This window comes from Blattabacterium cuenoti, assembly GCF_014252055.1.
GTDB classification, from domain to species: Bacteria; Bacteroidota; Bacteroidia; order Flavobacteriales; family Blattabacteriaceae; genus Blattabacterium; species Blattabacterium cuenoti_D.
This window is the reverse complement of the sequence record NZ_CP059208.1, coordinates 324,652-345,165: the sequence shown is the minus strand read 5'-3', so window position 1 is coordinate 345,165 and position 20,514 is coordinate 324,652. Positions and strand designations below refer to the sequence as shown.

Sequence of the window (20,514 nt, the reverse complement as noted above, 5' to 3'; positions counted from 1 at the left end):
GTTAAAAAATTAGAAATTCTTAAAGAAGAAAATAAGACTTTATGGGTGGTTATAGCAATATGGACCCACCTCTTCCCATTCCGAACAGAGAAGTGAAACATATTAGCGCTGATGGTACTGGTTTATACCGGGAGAGTAAGTCGCCGCCCATTTTTTCTACAGCAAACTTTCTGAATATAAATCTCTACTTTTTATATCTGCACGAAGTACACTTTCACTTCTATAATAATAAAGACTCTTTAAGCCAATTTTCCAAGCTTCAACATGAACTCTATTTATATATTTTGCTGGAGTTTCTTGATGAAAAGCTAGATTAATGCTTTGTCCTTGATCAATATATTTTTGCCGTATACTTGCTTGTTTTATTAATTCTAATTGATTAATTTCTTTAAAACACCTAAAAACATTTTTTTGTTTTTCACTCAAAGCTGTTAAACCAAGACAAGAACCTTTTTCGTTAGCTATCTGCTCCCAAACTTCTGGAATATTGTATCCTTTTTCTATAAGAACTTTTTCTAAATAAGGATTCTTACGAATATGCATTCCTTTTGCATCATCATCCACGTATATATTTGCAGCTATAGGTTCTATACCTTGAGAAAGTCCTCCTGCAAGTTTTGCAGAACTTCTATTAGGAGCCATAGCCATTAAAGTTAAATTTCTTTTTCCTGTCCCAATATTCCATTCAGATTCTCCATATTCTTTCGCTAAATATTTAGTAGCTTTTAGAGATTCTAATTGTATATTTTTAAATATATTTTTTGTTAGAATTATAGATTCCGTAGATATAAAAGGAATCATTTTGGATTGCAAATAGGAATGCCAACCTAAAGCGCCTAAACCTAGTGCTCTGCTTTTTTCTGCAAAACGAACAGCATCTTCTATACCTCTTATGCTTTTTCCTTTATCAATAAATTCCTGTAAAACAGCATCAAGAAATAGAATAGCATAAAAAACAGTTTTTGTATTTTTCCATTCTACATACTTATATAAATTTAAAGAAGATAAACAACATACTAAAGTATGATTTTCATCTGTTGGCAACATAATTTCGGAACAAAGATTACTATGATATATCTTTAATCCATGTTTTTTCCAATTTTCTGGAAGATTTTTATTAGCATTATCTATAAAAAACAAGTATGGTTCTCCAGTTTTAACACGTTCTTTAAGGGTATTTATCCATAAACTTCTTTCTTTTCCATTTTTTTCTATAACCTCTTCCATAAATGAATCAGATATAATTACACCTTGATGAACATTATGACATTGCCGATTTATATCCCCTTTAGGTTCTCTTATTTTTAAAAATTCAGGAAACTCTTTATGTTCTATATTTAAATAAATAGCAACAGCACCTCTCCTTGTTCTTCCTTGTTTACTAGCCACTATAGCGCTATCATATGATTTTATAAAAGGAATAATTCCATCAGAAACACCTAATGATCCATTTTTTATGGAACTACCTATCGGTCTTATTAGACTAAAATCATACGAAGTTCCACCTCCATGTTTACTCAAAATTGCCATTTCCAAATTTTTTCTATAAATTTCATACATGCTATCCCCTACTCTTGCAGAAAAACAACTAATGGGAAGACCTTTTTCTGTACCAAGATTTACCATTACTGGTGTAGATGGAATTAACCATCCATTCCAAAAAATATTAAAGAATTCATTTTCTATTTTTGGTTTTTTAAGAATTCTTGACGCATTTTTTGCTAATCTTTTATATGCTTCAAATGGAGTTTCTCCATCCAATAAATATCCACCTTTAATCGTTGTTAAATATAATTCATTATTAGCCCAAATAGGAAAATCTCTATCTATTTTCCATCCTTCTTTTTCTGCAATAGGGTGTGTTTCCATTTTAATTTTAGAACTATTTTTTTCTTTCCTTTTCTATTTTTTCTTTTAATTTAGCTAATCCAGCTATATCTCCAAGAGTAGATTTTTCTAATTTTCTGTTTCTTATACGTTGTTCTTTCTTTTGATCTTTATCACGATAAACAGATGTATGAGAAACAACAATTTTTTTAGTATCCTTATTAAATTCAATTATTTTAAATTCAACCTTTTCTCCTTTCTTTGGGTAAGAACCATTTTTTCTTTCTAAAAAACGTAAAGGAGAAAATGCTTCAATATTTTCATTTTCTATAAATTTAACGGAGGATCCTTTTTCAAAAACATTGGAGATGACTCCTTGATGAATGCTTCCAACATTATATATTTTTTCATATCCATCCCATGGATTATCCGTTAATTGTTTATGACCTAAATTTAATCTTCTACTTTGAGGGTCCACTGAAAGCACAATAACTTCTAACTTATCGTTAATATTACAAAATTCAGAAGAATGTTTTAACTTTTTCGTCCATGTTAAATCATTCGTATAAATAACTCCAGATATTCCTTTTTCCAATCCTAAAAGAACTCCAAAATTCGTAAATTTTTTTACGATTCCTATGTGTTTAGAACCTACAGTATATTTATTCTGTATGTTTATCCAAGGATCTTCGGTAAGTTGTTTTACACTTAGAGACATTTTTCTTTCTTGACGATCTATTGTTAATATTACAGCTTCTAACTCATCTCCTATTTGCACAAAATCTTGAGTAGAAGATAAATCGGTTGACCAAGACATTTCACTAATATGCAACAAAGCTTCTACACCTGGTATAATCTCTACAAAAGCTCCATAATCAGCTAAAACAGTAACTTTACCTTTAACTTTACTTCCTACTTTTAAATCTTTATCTAAAGAATTCCAAGGGTGTGGTTGTAATTGTTTCAAACCTAGTTGTACTCTATTTTTTTCCTTATCTACACCTAACACAACAAATTTTAATTCTTGTTCTAATTGAACTACCTCTGTAGGATGATTTATATGTGGCCAACTCATATCAGTAATATGAAGTAACGCATCTACACCTCCTAAATCTACAAAAGCACCATAAGGTAGAATATTTTTTATTTTTCCTTCTAAAACCTGCCCCTTATCCAATTTTGATATCATTTCCTTTCTCTGTTCTTCTATATCTTTTTCTATTAACACTTTATGTGAAACTACCACGTTTTTTGTTTTCTGGTTAATTTTAACAACTTTTACTTCTATTGTTTTTCCTACATAAGTATCATAATCTCTGACAGGTTTCACATTTATATGTGATCCTGGTAAAAAACATTCAATGTTAAATATTTCTACAATTAACCCTCCTTTTGTTCTAGCAGCTACATAACCTAATATAACTTCTGATTTTTCATAAGCCTGATTTATTTTTTGCCAATTTCTTAATGTTTTTGCTTTTAAATAGGATAAAATACATTGTCCTTTATAATCTATTTTAACAACCATTACTTCTATATTTAGGCCAACTTTAATATCAAAATTTCTAAATTCACTTATAGGAATAGCTCCTTCCGCTTTAAAACCAATATCCACAATAACAGTTTTATCTGTTATATATGTGATAATTCCCTGATATATCTCTAACTCATGAATATCTGGTAAAGTATTTACATATATTTTTTCTTCTTTTTTTCTTTCCTTTTGTATATCATTATTTAAATGAGTTTCGTACTTCGTCCAATCAAAACTTTTTCTTTTTTCCCCATGATTATTAATTTTTAAATTTTCATTGTTTTTTTCGGATAAAAGGATTGTTTTTCTTTTTATTTCTTCGGTTTGATTAGACATAATATTTATTATTTTTCTTTTTTTTTCTATAAAAGTCTATTTTACAAATAAATAGAGAATAAAATTAACTGGTATTTGATTAGTAATTCTCGTTTATTTATTATTATTTTTATAAAAAAATAGATAATACAAAACTAATAATTTTTCATTAACTTTTTCTACTAATTCAAATAAAATGTATTTTATATTCGATACTGAAACTACTGGATTACCTATTTCTTATAATTTCCCTATATCTAACACTGATAATTGGCCAAGATTAGTGCAGATTGCATGGCAAAATCATGATCTTATGGGAAATATGATAGACTTTAAGGAATTTATTATAAAACCAGATGATTATGACATCCCTTTTAATGCTTTTAAAATACATGGAATAACTAATGATATAGCAGAAAAATATGGAAAAGATATAAATGATGTTCTTTATGAATTAAAAAAAAGTATTGATAAATCTAAATGCATAATTGGACATAATTTAGAATTTGATATTAAAGTTATTGAATGTGAATTTTATAGAAAAAAAAAAGAAATTTCCTTTCTTAAAAAGAAAAAATTAGATACTAAAATAATATCATCCTCTTATTGTCAATTACCACCTGTAGGAAATAGAAAAAAATTTAAATGGCCAACTTTATCAGAATTGTATAAAAAACTATTTGAAGAAAATATTACAAATTCACACCATGCTGCAAATGATGTAAAAGCTACAGCTCGTTGTTTTTTTGAGCTTTTACGTATTGGAATAATACAACATCAAGATGTTGGGGCTCAACAAGATGTAATTTTAAGATTTAGGAAAAAAAACTTTTCTAAAATATCTACCTCCATGGTTGATTTTGAAAAATCTTCCCCTTCTTATAAAAGAAATAAAAAAATCAATAATAATAAAAAAGATCACATAAAATTAAAAAAATATGAAGATGAATTAAATAAAAAAAGATATTCTCATATTCATAATCATACACATTTTTCTATTCTCAATTCAACAATTGATATACAATCTCTAGTCAATAAATCTGTAGAATTTAATATGCCTGCTGTAGGAATAACAGATTATGGAAATATGATGGGAGCTTTTTATTTTTTAAATGCTATTCGTAATACAAATAAAAAGTATTATCCTGAAAAATCTATAAAGGGGATAATCGGGTGTGAAGTTTTTATATCAGAGAACTATTTACAAAAAAAATTTACCAAAGAAATTCCAGATATAAGATTCAGACAGGTTTTATTATCTAAAAATAAAAAGGGATATCAAAATTTAACAAAACTTTGTTCTTTAGGATTCATAGAAGGTTTTTATGCCGGTATTCCTAGAATAGGAAAAAACTTGATTGAAAAATATAGCAGTAATTTAATAGCTTTAACTGGAGATTTAAATTCAGAAATACCATATAGTATATTAAATTTAGGGGTAAAAAAAGCTGAAAATATATTCTTATGGTGGAAGAATCTTTTTGGAGATGATTTTTATATAGAATTGTTACGTCATGGACTAGAAGAAGAAGATTATGTTAATAGTGTTTTACTTAAATTTTCTAAAAAATTTAACGTGAAATATATCGTTCAAAATAATACTTTTTATTTAGATAAGAAAGATGCTAATGCTCATGATATTTTACTTTGCGTAAAAAACATTGAAAAGAAATCAACTCCTATAGGAAAAGGAATAGGTTATAGATTTGGAATGCCAAATCATGAGTTCTATTTTAAAAGTACAGAAGAAATGAGAAAAATATTTTATGATGTTCCGGAATCATTTGATTTTTTAGAAGATTTAGTAAATAAAATAGAATCTTATAGTATTTCACATAAAGTATTATTACCTAAATTTCAAATTCCAAAATCTTTTGAGAATCCAATAGATAAAATTGATGGAGGAAATAGAGGAGAAAATCATTTATTAAAAACAATAACTTATGAAGGAGCAAAAAAACGTTACAAAAAGATAACTAAAGAAATTGAAGAAAGAATTTTATTTGAACTAAAAACAATAGAAAAAACGGGATATCCTGGTTATTTTCTTATTGTTCATAATTTTATTTCTCAGGCTAGAAAAATGAATATATCCGTTGGTCCAGGTAGAGGATCTGTTGCAGGATCTGTTGTTGCTTATTGTTTGAAAATAACTGATATAGATCCTATAAAATATCATCTTCTTTTTGAACGATTTTTAAATCCAGATAGAATTTCTTTACCAGATATAGATATAGATTTTGATGATAAAGGTCGTGAGAAAATCATTGAATGGGTAGTTCAAAAATATGGAAAAAATCAGGTAGCTCAAATTATAACATACGCTACTATGGGAGCAAAATCATCTATTAGAGATACTGCTAGAGTACTAAATCTTTCTTTAAAGGAAACAGATAAAATGGCAAAAATGGTTCCAAATATGCTTTCACTAAAAACAATCTTATCGGAAAAAAATTATAGGAAAGTAAGTAAAGAAGAGTTAAATAATATACAAAAGTTAATAAGTATTGCGAAAAAGGATACTTTAGAAGGAAGAGTATTACGACAAGCAAAAATCATAGAAGGAACAATAAGGAGTACAGGAATACATGCTTGTGGAATTATAATAAGTCCATTTGATATTAAAGAATATGTTCCAGTTTCTGTATCTAAGGAATCAGACTTATTATTAACGCAATTTGATAACAATGTTGTAGAACATGTTGGTTTACTTAAAATAGATTTTTTAGGTCTAAAAACTTTGACTATTATAAAAAATGCTATAGATATTATAGTAAAACTAAAAAATATAAATATCAAAGAATTTTCTTTTCCTCTGGAAGATAAAAAAACTTATAGTCTTTTTCAAAAAGGAGAAACTATAGCCGTTTTTCAATATGAATCTACTGGAATGCAAAAATATTTACGAAAACTAAAACCTGATAAATTCGATGATTTAATAGCAATGAACGCATTATACAGACCTGGACCTTTACAGTATATTCCTAACTTCATATCTAGAAAACATGGTAAAGAAAAGATCACCTATGATTTACCGGTTATGGAAGAATTTCTTAAAGAAACTTATGGGATAACAATATATCAGGAACAAGTAATGTCAATATCCCAAATATTAGCTGATTTTAGTAAAGGAGATGCAGATCTCCTTAGAAAGGCTATGGGTAAAAAACAAAAAGAAGTACTAAACAAGATGAAGGATCAATTCCTTCATAAAGCTATAAGAAAAGGATATCCAAAGGAAATACTAGAAAAAATATGGAAAGATTGGGAATATTTTTCTTGTTATGCTTTTAATAAATCTCATGCTACATGTTATGCTTATATCGCTTTTCAAACAGCTTATTTGAAAGCACATTTTCCACATGAATATATGGCTTCTGTTTTAAGTAATAATATGGATAATATTAAACAATTAACTTTTTTTATTAAAGAATGTAAAAGAATGAAAATATCTGTAATCAGTCCAGATATAAACCAAAGTGATTCTTATTTTAAAGTAAATGATAAAAATTATATTCAATTTGGACTTGCTGGTATTAAAGGAGTTGGAGAAAATGCTGTTAAAGTAATTCTTAAAGAAAGAAAAAAAGGTAAATTTACTTCCATTTATGATTTTGTAAAAAGAATTGATCTACGAATAGTAAATAAGAAAACTTTAGAAAGTTTAATTTTATCTGGATCTTTAGATCTATTTTCTTTCCATAGAGATCAATACTTTTTTGTTGATGATAAAACAAAATTAAGCAATTTAGAAAAAATTATTAGGTTTGGATCAAAATATAAAAAACAGATATTAACAAATAATCTAAAATTAGATAAAAATCCTATTTTTTTTCCCCAAAAAAATATTTATAGTAATCTAGATCTTCTATATAAAGAAAAAGAAGTATTAGGTGTTTATGTGTCCTCCCATCCTTTGGATGAATATTATTATGAAATAAAATATCTTACAAACACTTCTTTAGATAAATTGAACAAAAATGAATCTTTTTTTATTGGTAAAAAAATTTACATATGTGGAATTTTATCAAAAATAGAAAAAAAAACATCTGTAAGAAGTGGAAAAAAATATGGAATATTCTCATTAGAGGATTATCATTCTTCTAGAGAATTTACAATATATGGAGAACAATATCTTCAATATGAACCTATATTGTCCATGAATAATTTATTACACTTATCAATTTATATTGATAAAAAAAATATGGTAAAAATTTTACATATAGAAAAACTACAGGATGTCATAAATAAATTAGTACATAAACTAGTTTTAAAAATTAATATTAATGAATTAAACGATACATTAATTCAAAAAATGGATGAAATTTTTTCCAAGCAAATAGGAAATAAAAAATTATACATTGTTCTTTATGACAAAGAAAGTCGTATTTTTTTAAACTTTGAATCAAAAAAATATGCAATTAATATTAATTCAAAATTTTTAAGGAAATTAGAAAATATGAAGGAGATAGATTTTTATTTGAACTAAAAAATTAAAATTAATTGAAAAGACTTTATTAAATTTGTACTTTGAATAAGTGAAGTAAAAATTATGAAGTATTATTACTTACGATCTGTGCTATACGTTTTTTAGTTAGTGGTTTCTTACAAAGATGAAAATACAAGTTAGAGTATCTTATGAAGATGATACAAAGTATGCTTCTTTAATCTGCAAAAAAATTAAAGAAGCAGCGAAAAGTAGAGGAACTGGTATCGCAGAAAAGGATCCAGAATACATTAAATCAAAAATGATTCATGGAAATGCAGTTATTGCTTTCTGTGATGATAAATTAGCAGGGTTCAGTTATCTTGATCTTTTTCAAGATCAAGAATTTGTTGTTAATTCTGGATTAATTGTATTTCCAGAATTCAGGAAAAAAGGATTAGCTAAAATTATTAAGATTGAAATATTTAAACTTTCTAGAGAAAAATTTCCAAAATCTAAGGTTTTCAGTATTACAACTAGTAATCCAGTTATAAAGATTAATACAGAATTAGGGTTTAAACCTGTTTCTTTTAGCGAATTAACCCAATCAGAAAAATTTTGGAAAGGATGTCGTAGTTGTGCAAATTTTGATATTTTAACTAGAAATAAAAGAAAAATGTGTTTATGCACAGGTCTTTTATATAATCCTAATAAGCAGAATAACAACAATACTACTACTAATAATAATCCTAAGGATAAGGAAACTAAAAATAATGTTATAAGTAATAAGTATAAAAAATACTTATCCTTAGGAGATAAAATTGTTTTAGCTTATAGTGGAGGATTAGACACTTCTTATTGTTTAAAATTTCTTCTTCAAGAAGGATACGAAGTTCATACAGTCATTATTAACACGGGAGGATTCCAAAATGATGAATTAAAAAAAATTGAAAAAAGAGCTTTGAGTATTGGTTCTAAGTCACATCGTTCTATTGATTCCATAGAAGAGTATTATCAAAATTGTATAAAATATCTTATATTCGGTAATATACTTAAAAATAATACTTATCCGCTATCAGTAAGTTCAGAAAGAATTTTTCAAGCTATAAAAATAGCAAATTATGCTACATCTATTCAAGCGAAAGCTATTGCTCATGGTAGTACAGGAGCTGGTAATGACCAAATTAGATTTGATATTGCTTTTCAAATCATTTGTCCAGAAAAAATCACATTATCTCCAATAAGAGATATGAAAATCTCTAGAAAAAAGGAGATTGAATATTTGAAAAATAAAGGAATATCTATTTGTTGGGACAGGGTTAAGTATTCTATAAATAAAGGTATTTGGGGAACGAGTATAGGAGGGGAAGAAACTCTTACTTCTTCTAATGATTTTCCAGAAGAATCTTATCCTACAAAATTAAGCTGTAATAAAAGTGAAAATCTAGAATTAGAATTTGAAAAAGGAGAATTAGTAAGTGTTAATAAAGAAAAAAGCAATGCTATAAATAACATAATAAAAATTGAAAAAATAGCTTCAAAATTTGCTATAGGAAGAGGAATACATATAGGAGATACAATATTAGGAATTAAAGGAAGAGTTGCTTTTGAAGCTTCTGCTGCGATTATTATAATTAAAGCTCATCATTTATTAGAAAAACACATTCTTACCAAATGGCAACTTTACTGGAAAGACCAATTATCCAATTGGTATGGAATGTTGCTTCATGAAGCTCAATACTTAGATCCTGTTATGCGAGATATTGAAAAATTTTTGAAAAGTACACAAGAAAGATTAACTGGTACAGTAAACATAATTCTTTATCCTTATAGATTTCATTTAGTTGGAATAAAATCAAAGTTTGATTTGATGACCTCCCCCAATATAGCACAATATGGAGAAATGAATCATGCTTGGACAGCAGAGGATGTTAAAGGTTTTACAAAAATTTTAAGTAATCAAATGAAAATGTATCATAATTTAAATAATAAAAAAAAAAATGATTGAAATAGGTATTATAGGAGGAACTGGATACACTGCTGGAGAATTAATTAGATTAATAATCCATCATCCAAAATCTAATATTAGAAGTGTAGTAAGCAGAAGCCATCCAGGAGAATTAATTCATTTGATACATCAAGATGTATTGGGAGAAATCGAAAATATTAGATTTACTACTGTAATAGATAAAAATCTAGATGTGGTTTTTCTTTGTTCCGGACATGGAAGATCTAGAAAAGAATTGAATGATATCTCATCTAAAATAAAAGTAATTGACCTAAATCAGGATTTTAGAATATCTTGTCAATCATTTTTCAATGGAAGAAATTTTATTTATGGACTACCAGAATTGCAAAGAGATTTAATAAAAACATCCAATAACATAGCAAATCCAGGCTGTTTTGCCACAGCTATACTTTTATCTATTTTACCATTAGCTTCTAAAAATCTATTAAGAGATATCATCCATATTAGTGCTGTAACAGGATCAACAGGTTCTGGAAGAAAACATAGTGATACCAACCATTTTAGTTGGAGAAATAACAACATATCTACTTATAAAATTTTTAAACATCAACATTTACAGGAAATAAAACAAATTATTCGACACCTACAAAAAGATTTTTCTTCAAAAATTTATTTTGTACCCTACAGAGGAAATTTTTCTAGAGGGATTATAGCTACTACATATACTTATTCAGCATTTCCTTTAGATGAAACTATTTCTATGTATAAAGAATATTATAAAAATCATCCATTTGTATATATTTCTGATATTAATATAGATGTTAAACAAGTAATTAATACTAATAAATGTATTTTACATCTTCTTAAAGAAGAAGATCAATTAATTATTATTAGTATTATAGATAATCTTATAAAAGGTGCTTCTGGTCAGGCAATACAAAATATGAATCTCATGTTTAACCTTGAAGAAGGTTGTGGTTTAAGGCTAAAGTCTGTCCGTTTTTAATTTAAAAAAAATGAAATTATTTGACGTATATCCTATTCTAGATATAGAATTAAACAAAAGTACTGGAGTATATGTTTTCGATATACATGGAAATAAATATCTAGATTTTTATGGGGGACATGCTGTTATTTCTATTGGGCATTCCCATCCATATTATGTAAAAGCTTTAACAGAGCAAATACATAAAATTTGTTATTATTCTAATAGTGTTTTTATTTCTCAAAAAAATAAACTAGCTAAGTTACTTGGAAGTATTTCAGGATATGAAAATTATTCCTTATTTATATGTAATTCTGGAAGTGAATCTAATGAAAATGCATTAAAAATTGCTTCTTTTCATACTGGTAAAAAAAAAGTCATTGCGTTTAAAGGCTCTTTTCATGGAAGAACAAGTGGTAGTGTATCTGTCACAGATAATTACAAAATAGTTTCTCCTTTTAATGCACAACATGAAACAATATTTCATGATTATAAGGATTTGGATATTTTAGAAGAAAAATTAAAAAATAGAGATATTTGTGCTTTAATCATTGAAGGAATTCAAGGTATATCTGGAATTATAGATCCAGGATTCGATTTTTTCTGTAATGTTTGGGCTCTTTGCAAAAAGTATGATACAATTTTTATTATTGATGAAATCCAAAGTGGATATGGAAGAACTGGTGATTTTTTTTCTCATCAATTATATCCTATACAACCTGATTTAATTACTGTAGCTAAGGGAATGGGTAACGGATTTCCTATAGGAGGAGTTTTAATCCATCCTAAATTCAAACCGTATTATGGAATGTTAGGAACTACTTTTGGAGGAAATCATTTAGCTTGCACAGCTGGAATTTCTGTTTTAGAAATTATAAAAAAAGAAAATTTAATTGAAAATGCAAAAAAAATGGGAGAAATATTGTTACAAGAATTACGACTAATTCCAAGGATTAAGGAGGTTAGGGGAAGAGGCCTTATGCTAGGTTTGAAATTCGATTTTCCTATTCATGATCTAAAAAATATTTTAATTTACAAAGAAAAAGTGTTTGTTGGAATATCCAATAATCCATATGTAATACGATTACTCCCTCCAATGAGTATAAACATAAATCATATAAAATTATTTATTAAAAAGTTAAGGAATGCCTTAGTATATCTAGATAAAAAAAATGGAAAATAAAAAAATAATGAGAATGAGAAGAGGAGTTCTTGTATTGGAAGATGGGACAATTTATGACGCTTATCATTTTGGAGCTCCAGTATCGTCTTCCGGAGAGGTTGTATTTAATACAGCTATGACTGGTTATACAGAAAGTATAACAGATCCATCTTACAAAGGGCAAATTTTAACTTTTACTTATCCAATAATAGGAACTTATGGAGTTCCGTATTCTTCTTATAAGGAAAAAATTAGCGAATTTTATGAATCGGATAAAATTCAAGTTTCTGGACTACTTGTTTCTTATTACTCCAATCATCCATATCATTGGAATATGAATTTATCCTTATCTGAATGGTTATATAAAAATGGAATTCCTGGTTTATATGGTGTAGATACAAGATATATTGCTAAAAAACTAAGAGAAAATGGAGGCTCTATGTTGGGAAAAATATTAATGAAAGAAGAAAAAGATAACCATAATTTTTATGACCCTAATGAGGAGAATCTTTCTAAAAAAGTATCTACAAATAAAATAATTGTTTATGGAAATGGAAAACATAAAATACTAATTGTAGATTTTGGATTGAAAAATAATATTTTACGTTGTCTCTTACAAAGAGATTGTACTGTTGTAAGGGTCCCTTGGGATTATGATTTTACTAATGAAGAATATGATGGGTTAATTCTTTCTAATGGACCTGGAAATCCAGAAATTTATGAAAAACCTATACATTATATTCGTATAGTTATGAAAAAAGAACGTCCTATCCCAATATTTGGAATATGTCTAGGAAATCAACTTCTAGGGATTGCTGCTGGAGGAGATACTTACAAATTAAAATATGCACATAGAGGACATAATCAACCAGTTATATCATTACAAACTAGAAGGAGTTTTATTACTTCACAAAATCATGGTTATGTATTGGATACTAAAAATATTTCTGATAAATGGAAAATATTTTTTAAAAATTTAAATGATAATACTTGTGAAGGAATCATTCATAATGATAAACCTTTTTTTTCGGTACAGTTTCATCCAGAAGCTTCAGGAGGGCCTACAGATACCGAATTTCTATTCGATTTTTTTATCAACTCAATTGTTAAAAACAAATAATTAAAAAAATCTTCTAAAATTAGTATGAAAATAGAAAAAGTACTCATCCTGGGATCAGGTGCATTAAAAATAGGAGAAGCAGGTGAATTTGATTATTCTGGGACACAGGCATTAAAAGCTCTTAAAGAAGAGGGCATTTATACAATATTAATTAATCCAAATATAGCTACTGTTCAAACCTCGAAAGAGATTGCTGATAAAGTTTATTTTCTACCACTAACTTCATTTTTTATTGAAAGTGTTATTGATAAGGAAAAACCGCAAGGAATATTACTATCTTTTGGTGGTCAAACAGCATTAAATTGTGGAATTAAACTTTTTAAAGAAGGAATTATAAAAAAATATAAAATAAAAGTTTTAGGAACCCCTATTCAATCCATTATTGATAGTGAAGATAGAAAATTATTTAGAAATAAATTAACTGATATTAATATAAAAACAGCAAAAAGTTTTGTGGTTCATTCTATAGATGACGCTATTTATTATTCATTGGAAATAGGATTTCCCATTATTATCAGATCCGCTTATACACTGGGAGGTTTAGGAAGTGGATTAGCAAACAGTGTTAATGATTTGAAAAGAATAGTAGGAAAAGCTTTTTCTTATTCTTCTCAAGTGATTGTAGAAGAATATTTAGAAGGGTGGAAAGAGATTGAATATGAAATAGTTAGAGATAAATACGACAATTGTATTTCTGTATGTAATATGGAAAATTTTGATCCTATAGGTATTCATACAGGAGAAAGCATAGTAGTAGCCCCTTCACAAACTTTAACAAATTATGAATATTATAACTTAAGAAAATTAGCTATACATATAGCTAGAACTTTTAATATAGTTGGAGAATGCAATGTTCAATTTGCATTAGACTCTAAATCTGAAGATTATCGTGTAATAGAAGTTAACGCTCGTCTTTCTCGTTCAAGCGCTCTTGCTTCTAAGGCTACTGGTTATCCATTAGCTTTTGTAGCGGCAAAATTATCCGTAGGATATGGATTACATGAATTAAAAAATTATGTTACTAAAAACACTTCTGCTTTTTTTGAACCTGCGTTAGATTATGTTGTTTGTAAAATTCCAAGATGGGATCTAAATAAATTTTATGGAGTTTCCAATAGAATTGGAAGTAGTATGAAAAGTGTTGGTGAAGTAATGTCTATTGGAGGCTCTTTTGAAGAAGCCTTACAGAAAGGAATTCGTATGTTAGATATAGGTAAACAAGGATTCATAAATGTAAATAAAAAAAAACTTGAATCAAAAGAATTATTGAAAGAGTATCTAAGAAAACCTACAGATCAAAGAATTTTCTTTTTAGAGGAAGCTTTAGAAGAAGGTTTTTCTATTAAAGAAATACATGATTTAACAAAAATAGATCCATGGTTTCTGTCTCAACTTGAGAATATATTCCAAACAAAAAAAGAAATAGATTCTTTTAATAATTGGATAGATTTACCAAAAGAGTTATTACTAAAAGCAAAAAAAGAAGGTTTTTCTGATATGCAAATAGCTAATCTATTTTTTAAGAGAAAAGAGAATAATATAATGAATATTTATGATTTAGAGAAAAAAATTAGAACATATAGAAAAGAAAAAAATATAGTTCCTTATGTAAGACAAATTGATACTTTAGCTTCTGAATATCCAGCATGTACAAATTATTTGTATTTAACATATCATTCTATTCAACATGATATTATTTATGAAATAGATGAGAAATCTGTAATAACATTGGGATCTGGCGTTTATAGAATAGGAAGTAGCGTTGAGTTTGATTGGTGTTGTGTAAATACTTTGAACACTATAAAGAAAGAATCTTACAGATCAATAATGATTAATTATAATCCGGAAACAGTAAGTACAGATTTTGACATTTGTGATAGATTATATTTTGAAGAATTAACCTTGGAACGTGTATTAGATATTATAGAATTAGAAACTCCGAAAGGAACAATTGTATCTATGGGAGGACAAATTCCTAATAATTTAGTTTTAAAACTTTATGAGAATAAAGTAAAAATTTTAGGAACATCTCCTATATCCATAGATAAAGTAGAAAATAGATATAAATTTTCTAATGTGATGGACTCTTTGGGTATCGAACAACCTAGGTGGAAAGAATTATCGGATGTAGACACAATTTTACAGTTTGTAAAAGAAGTTGATTTTCCTATTTTAGTTAGACCTTCTTATGTACTTTCAGGTGCAGATATGAATGTTATTTCTAATCAAGAAGAACTGAAACATTATCTTCATAAAAATAAAGAATCAGTTTCTTCCGAACATCCATTGGTTATTACAGAATTTATAAGAAATGCTAAAGAAGTTGAATTAGACGCAGTTTCTCAAGATGGAAAAATATTATATTATGCTATATCAGAACATGTAGAATTTGCAGGAGTACACTCCGGAGATGCAACATTGGTATATCCTCCACATAATATTTATTTATCTACATTGAAGGAAATACTTTCTATTTCTAAAAAAATATCAAATTATTTTAACATATCAGGCCCTTTTAATATTCAATTTCTATCTAAGGAGAATAAAGTAAAAGTTATTGAATGTAATTTAAGAGCATCTAGAAGTTTTCCTTTTGTATCTAAAGTTTCTAACTTCAACATGATTGATTTAGCAACTCAAGTTCTTCTTGGAAAAAAGAAAGAAAAAACTGAACCTAATTTTTTTACCAAAAATTTTCTAGGAATAAAAGCTTCTCAATTTTCTTTCTCTCGTTTACAAGATGCAGACCCAATTTTAGGTGTAGATATGGCTTCTACAGGAGAAGTAGGATGTTTAGGAAATACTTTCGATGAAGCTCTTTTAAAATCTATGATTTCTGTTGGTTATACGATACCTAAGAAAAATATTTTGATATCTGGTGGTCCAATTGATTCTAAGTTAGATCTTTTAGAAGAAATAAAACTTTTACATCATAAAGGATATGTATTATTTGCTACAGCAGGAACTAATAGTTTTTTATCAGATAATAGCATTCCATCTATCAAAGTTCATTGGCCTAATGTTAAAAAATATTCAAATGTTATTGAATTGATTAAGAATAAAAAATTAGATCTTATTATCAATATACCAAAAAATTTAAGTAGATCAGAATTAGATAATGATTATTCAATAAGACGTTATGCAGTAGATTTTAATATTCCTCTATTGACTAATACACGTTTAGCAAAGGCTTTTATACAAGCTTTTTGTTCTTTATCTATAGAACAACTGCTTATAAAATCTTGGGATGAATATAAATAAATGAATGATAAATAAAACTTATGAAGAAATTTTTTAGTGTGGAAGATGTTGTTAACGTATATGATCTTATTAAAGAAGCTATTTATTTGAAAAATAATCCATATAATTTTAAATATAAAAATAAAACAATAGGATTAGTTTTTTTTAATCCATCTTTACGGACAAGAATAAGTTGTCAAAAAGCTGCTTTTAATTTAGGATGTCATACTTGGATTTTAGATATTGATAAAGATTCTTGGAAAATTGAAATGAGTGATGGAGGAATCATGAAAACAACACAAGAACATCTTAAAGAAGCTATTTCTGTTATGAGTATGTATTGCGATATCCTTGCAGTAAGAACTTTTCCTAATCTTGTAAACAGAGATTATGATTATAATGAAGTTATTTTTAAAAAAATATTAAATTATTCTAGGGTCCCGGTAGTAAATATGGAAAGTGCGACTTTACATCCTTTACAATCTTTAGCCGATATCATCACCATTGCAGAATTAACATCTTTTTTTAAAAAAACATGTAAAGTAGTTTTAAGTTGGGCTCCACATGTAAAACCATTACCTCATTCTGTAGCAAATTCTTTTTCTCAATGGATATCAAAAATAAAAGAGGTTAATTTCATTATTACGTGTCCAGAAGGATACAATCTATCTAATAAATTTTCTGATGGAATTGGAGTTCGCACTATACATAACCAAAACAAAGCATTTGAAAATGCAGATTTTATTTATGCAAAAAATTGGAGTAGCTACTCAAATTACGGAAAAATTATATGTAACGGAAATGATTGGATGATTACTAAAAAAAAGATGAAAATAACTAATAAAGCAAAATTTATGCATTGTTTGCCTGTAAGAAGAAATGTGGTAGTAGAAGATTCTGTTTTAGATAGTAAGTCTTCTATTGTATTAGAACAATCTAAAAATAGAATTTTTTCTTCTCAAATAATTTTTAAAAAAATTATAGAATCTTTATCATGAAAATTCATGTAGTGAAAATTGGAGGACATCTAATTAATAATGAAAAACTTCTTAATTATTCTTTAGAAAGTTTTTGTAACCTTATAGGGGATAAGATCCTTATCCATGGAGGAGGAGAAAAGGCGGATTCTATTTCTGAGAAGATGGGTGTACCAAAAAGAATTGTAGAAGGTAGAAGAATTACAAATAAAGATACTTTGGATATTGTTGTTATGACTTATGCTGGTATTATAAATAAAAATATAGTAGCTAAACTACAATCTTATCAATGTAATGCTTTAGGTTTTAGTGGAGCTGATGGAAACTGCATTAAATCCTCAACAAGAAAGGATAATAATATTGATTATGGATATGTTGGAGATATAACAGATAAAAGTATCAATACAGATCTAATAAGATTTTTATTAAAAATAGACATAATTCCTGTATTATGTTCCATTACACATGATGGAAGAGGTACACTTTTGAATACTAATGCAGATACCATAGCAGCTTATATAGCTATTTCCTTATCAAAATATTATCAAGTAGAACTACATTTTTGTTTTGAAAAAAAAGGTGTTTTACGAAATATCAAAGATTCAGAATCTTTTTATAGAAAAATAAATTTTTCTTTATTTCAAAAAATAAAAAAGGATCATACTATGATTAATCATGGAATGATTCCAAAATTAGAAAATGCATTTCTTGCATTAAAAAATGGAGTGACTAAAGTAAATATAGGGCATCCTTTCCATCTATTAAGTAATAATGATCTTAATAAGACTGTTTTATGTCTGTAATCGAATTAAAAATTTTAAAAAAAGAAGCAATACAACTTCTAAAAAAATTAATTAATATACCTTCTATATCTAAAAAAGAAAATAAAGTATCTCTTTTAATAGAAGAGTATCTTAAAAAATATGGATTTCGTATAAATAGGAAATTTAATAATATATGGGTAGAGAACAGAAATTTTTCAAAAAAAGAAAACATAAAAACTATATTATTGAATTCTCACCACGATACAGTCAAACCTGGAAAAAACTGGAAAACCAATCCTTTTCAGGCGATAGAACAAGGAGATAAAATTATTGGACTAGGAAGTAATGACGCTGGAGGATCTGTCGTTTCATTAATATCTACTTTTATTTATTTAAGCAGATTATCTGAATTACCTTATAAATTAATGCTTTCAATTACTGCTGAGGAAGAAATTTCAGGATCTTTTGGTATAAGATCAATTTTATCTGAGTTAGGATCTATTGATTTAGGAATTGTAGGAGAACCAACAAAAATGCAATTAGCTATTGCGGAAAAAGGATTGATAGTTTTGGATTGTATAGCAGAAGGTAAGACTGGACATTCTGCAAGAGATATAGGAATCAATGCTATTTATATAGCAACAAGAGATATAGAGTGTTTAAAAAATTTATCCTTTGATAGAAAATCCGAGTTATTAGGTTATACTACTTTAAATGTAACTCAAATAGAAGGGGGAATACAACATAATGTAATTCCTGATTCTTGTTCTTTTGTTATAGATATTAGGACTAATGAATTGTATCGTAATGATGAATTAATTCAATTGATACAAAATAATATTTTTTCCAAAGTAAAACCTCGTTCTTCGCATTTTAATTATTCTTTTATAAATCCTAAACATCCTATTATATTGAGATCTAAATTATTAGGAATAAAAACTTATGGCTCTCCTACTTTATCTGATCAAAGTATTATGCCTTTTCCCACCATTAAAATTGGTGTGGGAGATAGTATGCGATCTCACACACCTAATGAATATATTTATTGTTCAGAAATAATAGAAGGAATAGACACTTACATTTTTTTATTGAAAGATTTTAAATTTTGAAATTAAAACAAAAAAGGTAAATTTGTGGTGTTCTTAAAATGAAAAGAAAAAGAATATGTTACAAGAAATAAACGATGAAACCTTTGATAAAGTGATTTCAGAGTCTGATAAACCTGTTTTAATAGATTTTTGGGCTCCATGGTGTGCTCCATGTAGAGCATTATCTGTTATATTGGAAGAAATATCTAAAGAATTTCAAAATAAAGTTTCGGTATTTAAATTGAATGTGGATAATAATCCAAAGATTTCTTCTAAATATGGAATACGTAGTATTCCTACCATGATTTTTTTTAAAGATGGAGAAAAACAAGATATCCATATTGGGATTTCCTCTAAAGAGGAAATTATAAAAAAATTAACTGCTTTAGTTTAAAAAATAGGTCTGGTAGTTCAGTTGGTTAGAATACATGCCTGTCACGCATGGGGTCGCGGGTTCAAATCCCGTCCAGACCGCATTCATTATTTTTTATTACCACTTTTTTCTTTATCTTTTATAAGATCTTCTATAGATATCATTTTCATATGAAACTTTTTGGCGATTTGTATTAATTCTGGAATACGAGCCATAGATCCGTTTTTGTTAAGTATTTCTACTAATACTCCTCCAGGTTTGCATCCTGCCATTTTAGTAATTTCGATAGCAGCTTCTGTGTGGCCAGGCCTTTCTAAAACTCCTCCTTTTTTTGCACGAAGAGGGAAAATATGACCAGGTTTATTAAATACTTCTGGTTTTACCTCATGAACTAATGCAAAAATAGTTTTTGCTCTATCTGATACTGAAATTCCCGTACTAACTCCATTTCCTCTTAAATCTACAGATACTGTAAAAGCAGTTTTTCTAGGATCTGTATTATTTTTTACCATCATTTGAAGTTCTAATTGATCGCATTTTTCTTCTGTTAAAGAAACACAAACTAATCCTCTTCCATGAGTTATTAGAAAATTCACAATTTTAGGAGTTATTTTTTCAGCAGAAACTACAAAATCTCCTTCATTTTCACGATTCTTATCGTCTACTACAATAATAATTTTTCCATCTCTTACATCTTGTATGGCTTCATCAATTCCATCTAAATGTTTCACCAT

13 protein-coding genes, 1 tRNA gene and 1 rRNA gene are annotated in these 20,514 nt (G+C 27.3%); 12 read left to right on the top strand and 3 right to left on the bottom strand.

Going from position 1 to position 20,514, the window contains the following annotated elements; genetic code table 11:
* Positions 1–41 precede the first annotated feature (41 nt).
* A 5S ribosomal RNA gene (gene rrf, locus H0H48_RS01655) occupies positions 42–152 on the top strand.
* A 4-nt stretch (positions 153–156) separates the two neighbouring features.
* Here the strand turns inward: rrf and H0H48_RS01650 are convergent.
* Both H0H48_RS01650 and rpsA read right to left on the bottom strand, forming a co-directional pair.
* The gene (locus H0H48_RS01650) at positions 157–1,869 is read right to left on the bottom strand and encodes a ribonucleoside-diphosphate reductase subunit alpha (RefSeq protein WP_185870827.1); all 1,713 of its coding nucleotides are present in this window, start codon (positions 1,867–1,869) and stop codon (positions 157–159) included.
* 13 nt (positions 1,870–1,882) lie between these two features.
* Positions 1,883–3,697: a 30S ribosomal protein S1 gene (rpsA, locus tag H0H48_RS01645; RefSeq protein ID WP_185870826.1), complete on the bottom strand. Its 1,815-nt coding sequence runs from the start codon at positions 3,695–3,697 to the stop codon at positions 1,883–1,885.
* 175 nt (positions 3,698–3,872) lie between these two features.
* Between rpsA and dnaE the strand changes: the two genes are divergently transcribed.
* From dnaE to H0H48_RS01590, 11 genes are all read left to right on the top strand, one after another.
* The gene (gene dnaE / locus H0H48_RS01640; RefSeq protein ID WP_185870825.1) at positions 3,873–8,165 is read left to right on the top strand and encodes a DNA polymerase III subunit alpha; all 4,293 of its coding nucleotides are present in this window, start codon (positions 3,873–3,875) and stop codon (positions 8,163–8,165) included.
* Positions 8,166–8,289: 124 nt separating this feature from the next.
* Positions 8,290–10,110, top strand: coding sequence for an argininosuccinate synthase domain-containing protein (locus tag H0H48_RS01635; protein WP_185870824.1), 1,821 nt, complete (start codon positions 8,290–8,292; stop codon positions 10,108–10,110).
* Entirely contained in the window at positions 10,103–11,077 is a 975-nt protein-coding gene (gene argC, locus H0H48_RS01630) for an N-acetyl-gamma-glutamyl-phosphate reductase (protein WP_185870823.1), read from the top strand. Before H0H48_RS01635 ends, argC begins: the two co-directional genes overlap by 8 nt.
* Positions 11,078–11,087: 10 nt before the next feature.
* Positions 11,088–12,239 carry an aspartate aminotransferase family protein gene (locus H0H48_RS01625; RefSeq protein ID WP_185870822.1) on the top strand — a complete coding sequence of 384 codons (1,152 nt, stop codon included), beginning with the start codon at positions 11,088–11,090 and terminating at the stop codon, positions 12,237–12,239.
* On the top strand, positions 12,229–13,338 hold the full coding sequence (gene carA, locus H0H48_RS01620) for a glutamine-hydrolyzing carbamoyl-phosphate synthase small subunit (RefSeq protein WP_185870821.1): 1,110 nt from the start codon (positions 12,229–12,231) through the stop codon (positions 13,336–13,338). The genes H0H48_RS01625 and carA overlap by 11 nt, the downstream gene beginning before the upstream one ends.
* A gap of 24 nt (positions 13,339–13,362) precedes the next feature.
* Positions 13,363–16,599, top strand: coding sequence for a carbamoyl-phosphate synthase (glutamine-hydrolyzing) large subunit (carB, locus tag H0H48_RS01615; RefSeq protein ID WP_185870820.1), 3,237 nt, complete (start codon positions 13,363–13,365; stop codon positions 16,597–16,599).
* A 20-nt stretch (positions 16,600–16,619) separates the two neighbouring features.
* Positions 16,620–17,576, top strand: coding sequence for a Rossmann-fold NAD(P)-binding domain-containing protein (locus H0H48_RS01610; protein ID WP_185870819.1), 957 nt, complete (start codon positions 16,620–16,622; stop codon positions 17,574–17,576).
* On the top strand, positions 17,573–18,358 hold the full coding sequence (argB, locus tag H0H48_RS01605; protein ID WP_185870818.1) for an acetylglutamate kinase: 786 nt from the start codon (positions 17,573–17,575) through the stop codon (positions 18,356–18,358). Before H0H48_RS01610 ends, argB begins: the two co-directional genes overlap by 4 nt.
* Positions 18,349–19,428 carry a M20 family metallo-hydrolase gene (locus H0H48_RS01600; RefSeq protein ID WP_185870817.1) on the top strand — a complete coding sequence of 360 codons (1,080 nt, stop codon included), beginning with the start codon at positions 18,349–18,351 and terminating at the stop codon, positions 19,426–19,428. Before argB ends, H0H48_RS01600 begins: the two co-directional genes overlap by 10 nt.
* A 55-nt stretch (positions 19,429–19,483) precedes the next feature.
* Positions 19,484–19,801 (top strand): thioredoxin, encoded by a 318-nt coding sequence (gene trxA / locus H0H48_RS01595; RefSeq protein WP_185870816.1) that lies wholly within the window; start codon positions 19,484–19,486, stop codon positions 19,799–19,801.
* A gap of 6 nt (positions 19,802–19,807) precedes the next feature.
* Positions 19,808–19,881 (top strand) — tRNA-Asp (locus tag H0H48_RS01590).
* A gap of 6 nt (positions 19,882–19,887) precedes the next feature.
* Here H0H48_RS01590 and ribB read toward each other — a convergent pair.
* Positions 19,888–20,514, bottom strand: coding sequence for a 3,4-dihydroxy-2-butanone-4-phosphate synthase (ribB, locus tag H0H48_RS01585; RefSeq protein ID WP_185870815.1), 627 nt, complete (start codon positions 20,512–20,514; stop codon positions 19,888–19,890).

Excerpts from the sequence above, each read along its gene's own strand:
- H0H48_RS01625 (WP_185870822.1), top strand. The coding sequence starts at position 11,088 with ATGAAATTATTTGACGTATATCCTATTCTAGATATAGAATTAAACAAA.
- H0H48_RS01650 (WP_185870827.1), bottom strand. The coding sequence starts at position 1,869 with ATGGAAACACACCCTATTGCAGAAAAAGAAGGATGGAAAATAGATAGA.
- carA (WP_185870821.1), top strand. The coding sequence starts at position 12,229 with ATGGAAAATAAAAAAATAATGAGAATGAGAAGAGGAGTTCTTGTATTG.
- H0H48_RS01610 (WP_185870819.1), top strand. The coding sequence starts at position 16,620 with ATGAAGAAATTTTTTAGTGTGGAAGATGTTGTTAACGTATATGATCTT.
- carB (WP_185870820.1), top strand. The coding sequence starts at position 13,363 with ATGAAAATAGAAAAAGTACTCATCCTGGGATCAGGTGCATTAAAAATA.
- rpsA (WP_185870826.1), bottom strand. The coding sequence starts at position 3,697 with ATGTCTAATCAAACCGAAGAAATAAAAAGAAAAACAATCCTTTTATCC.
- ribB (WP_185870815.1), bottom strand. The coding sequence starts at position 20,514 with ATGGTGAAACATTTAGATGGAATTGATGAAGCCATACAAGATGTAAGA.
- trxA (WP_185870816.1), top strand. The coding sequence starts at position 19,484 with ATGTTACAAGAAATAAACGATGAAACCTTTGATAAAGTGATTTCAGAG.
- H0H48_RS01635 (WP_185870824.1), top strand. The coding sequence starts at position 8,290 with ATGAAAATACAAGTTAGAGTATCTTATGAAGATGATACAAAGTATGCT.
- H0H48_RS01600 (WP_185870817.1), top strand. The coding sequence starts at position 18,349 with ATGTCTGTAATCGAATTAAAAATTTTAAAAAAAGAAGCAATACAACTT.
- argB (WP_185870818.1), top strand. The coding sequence starts at position 17,573 with ATGAAAATTCATGTAGTGAAAATTGGAGGACATCTAATTAATAATGAA.
- dnaE (WP_185870825.1), top strand. The coding sequence starts at position 3,873 with ATGTATTTTATATTCGATACTGAAACTACTGGATTACCTATTTCTTAT.
- argC (WP_185870823.1), top strand. The coding sequence starts at position 10,103 with ATGATTGAAATAGGTATTATAGGAGGAACTGGATACACTGCTGGAGAA.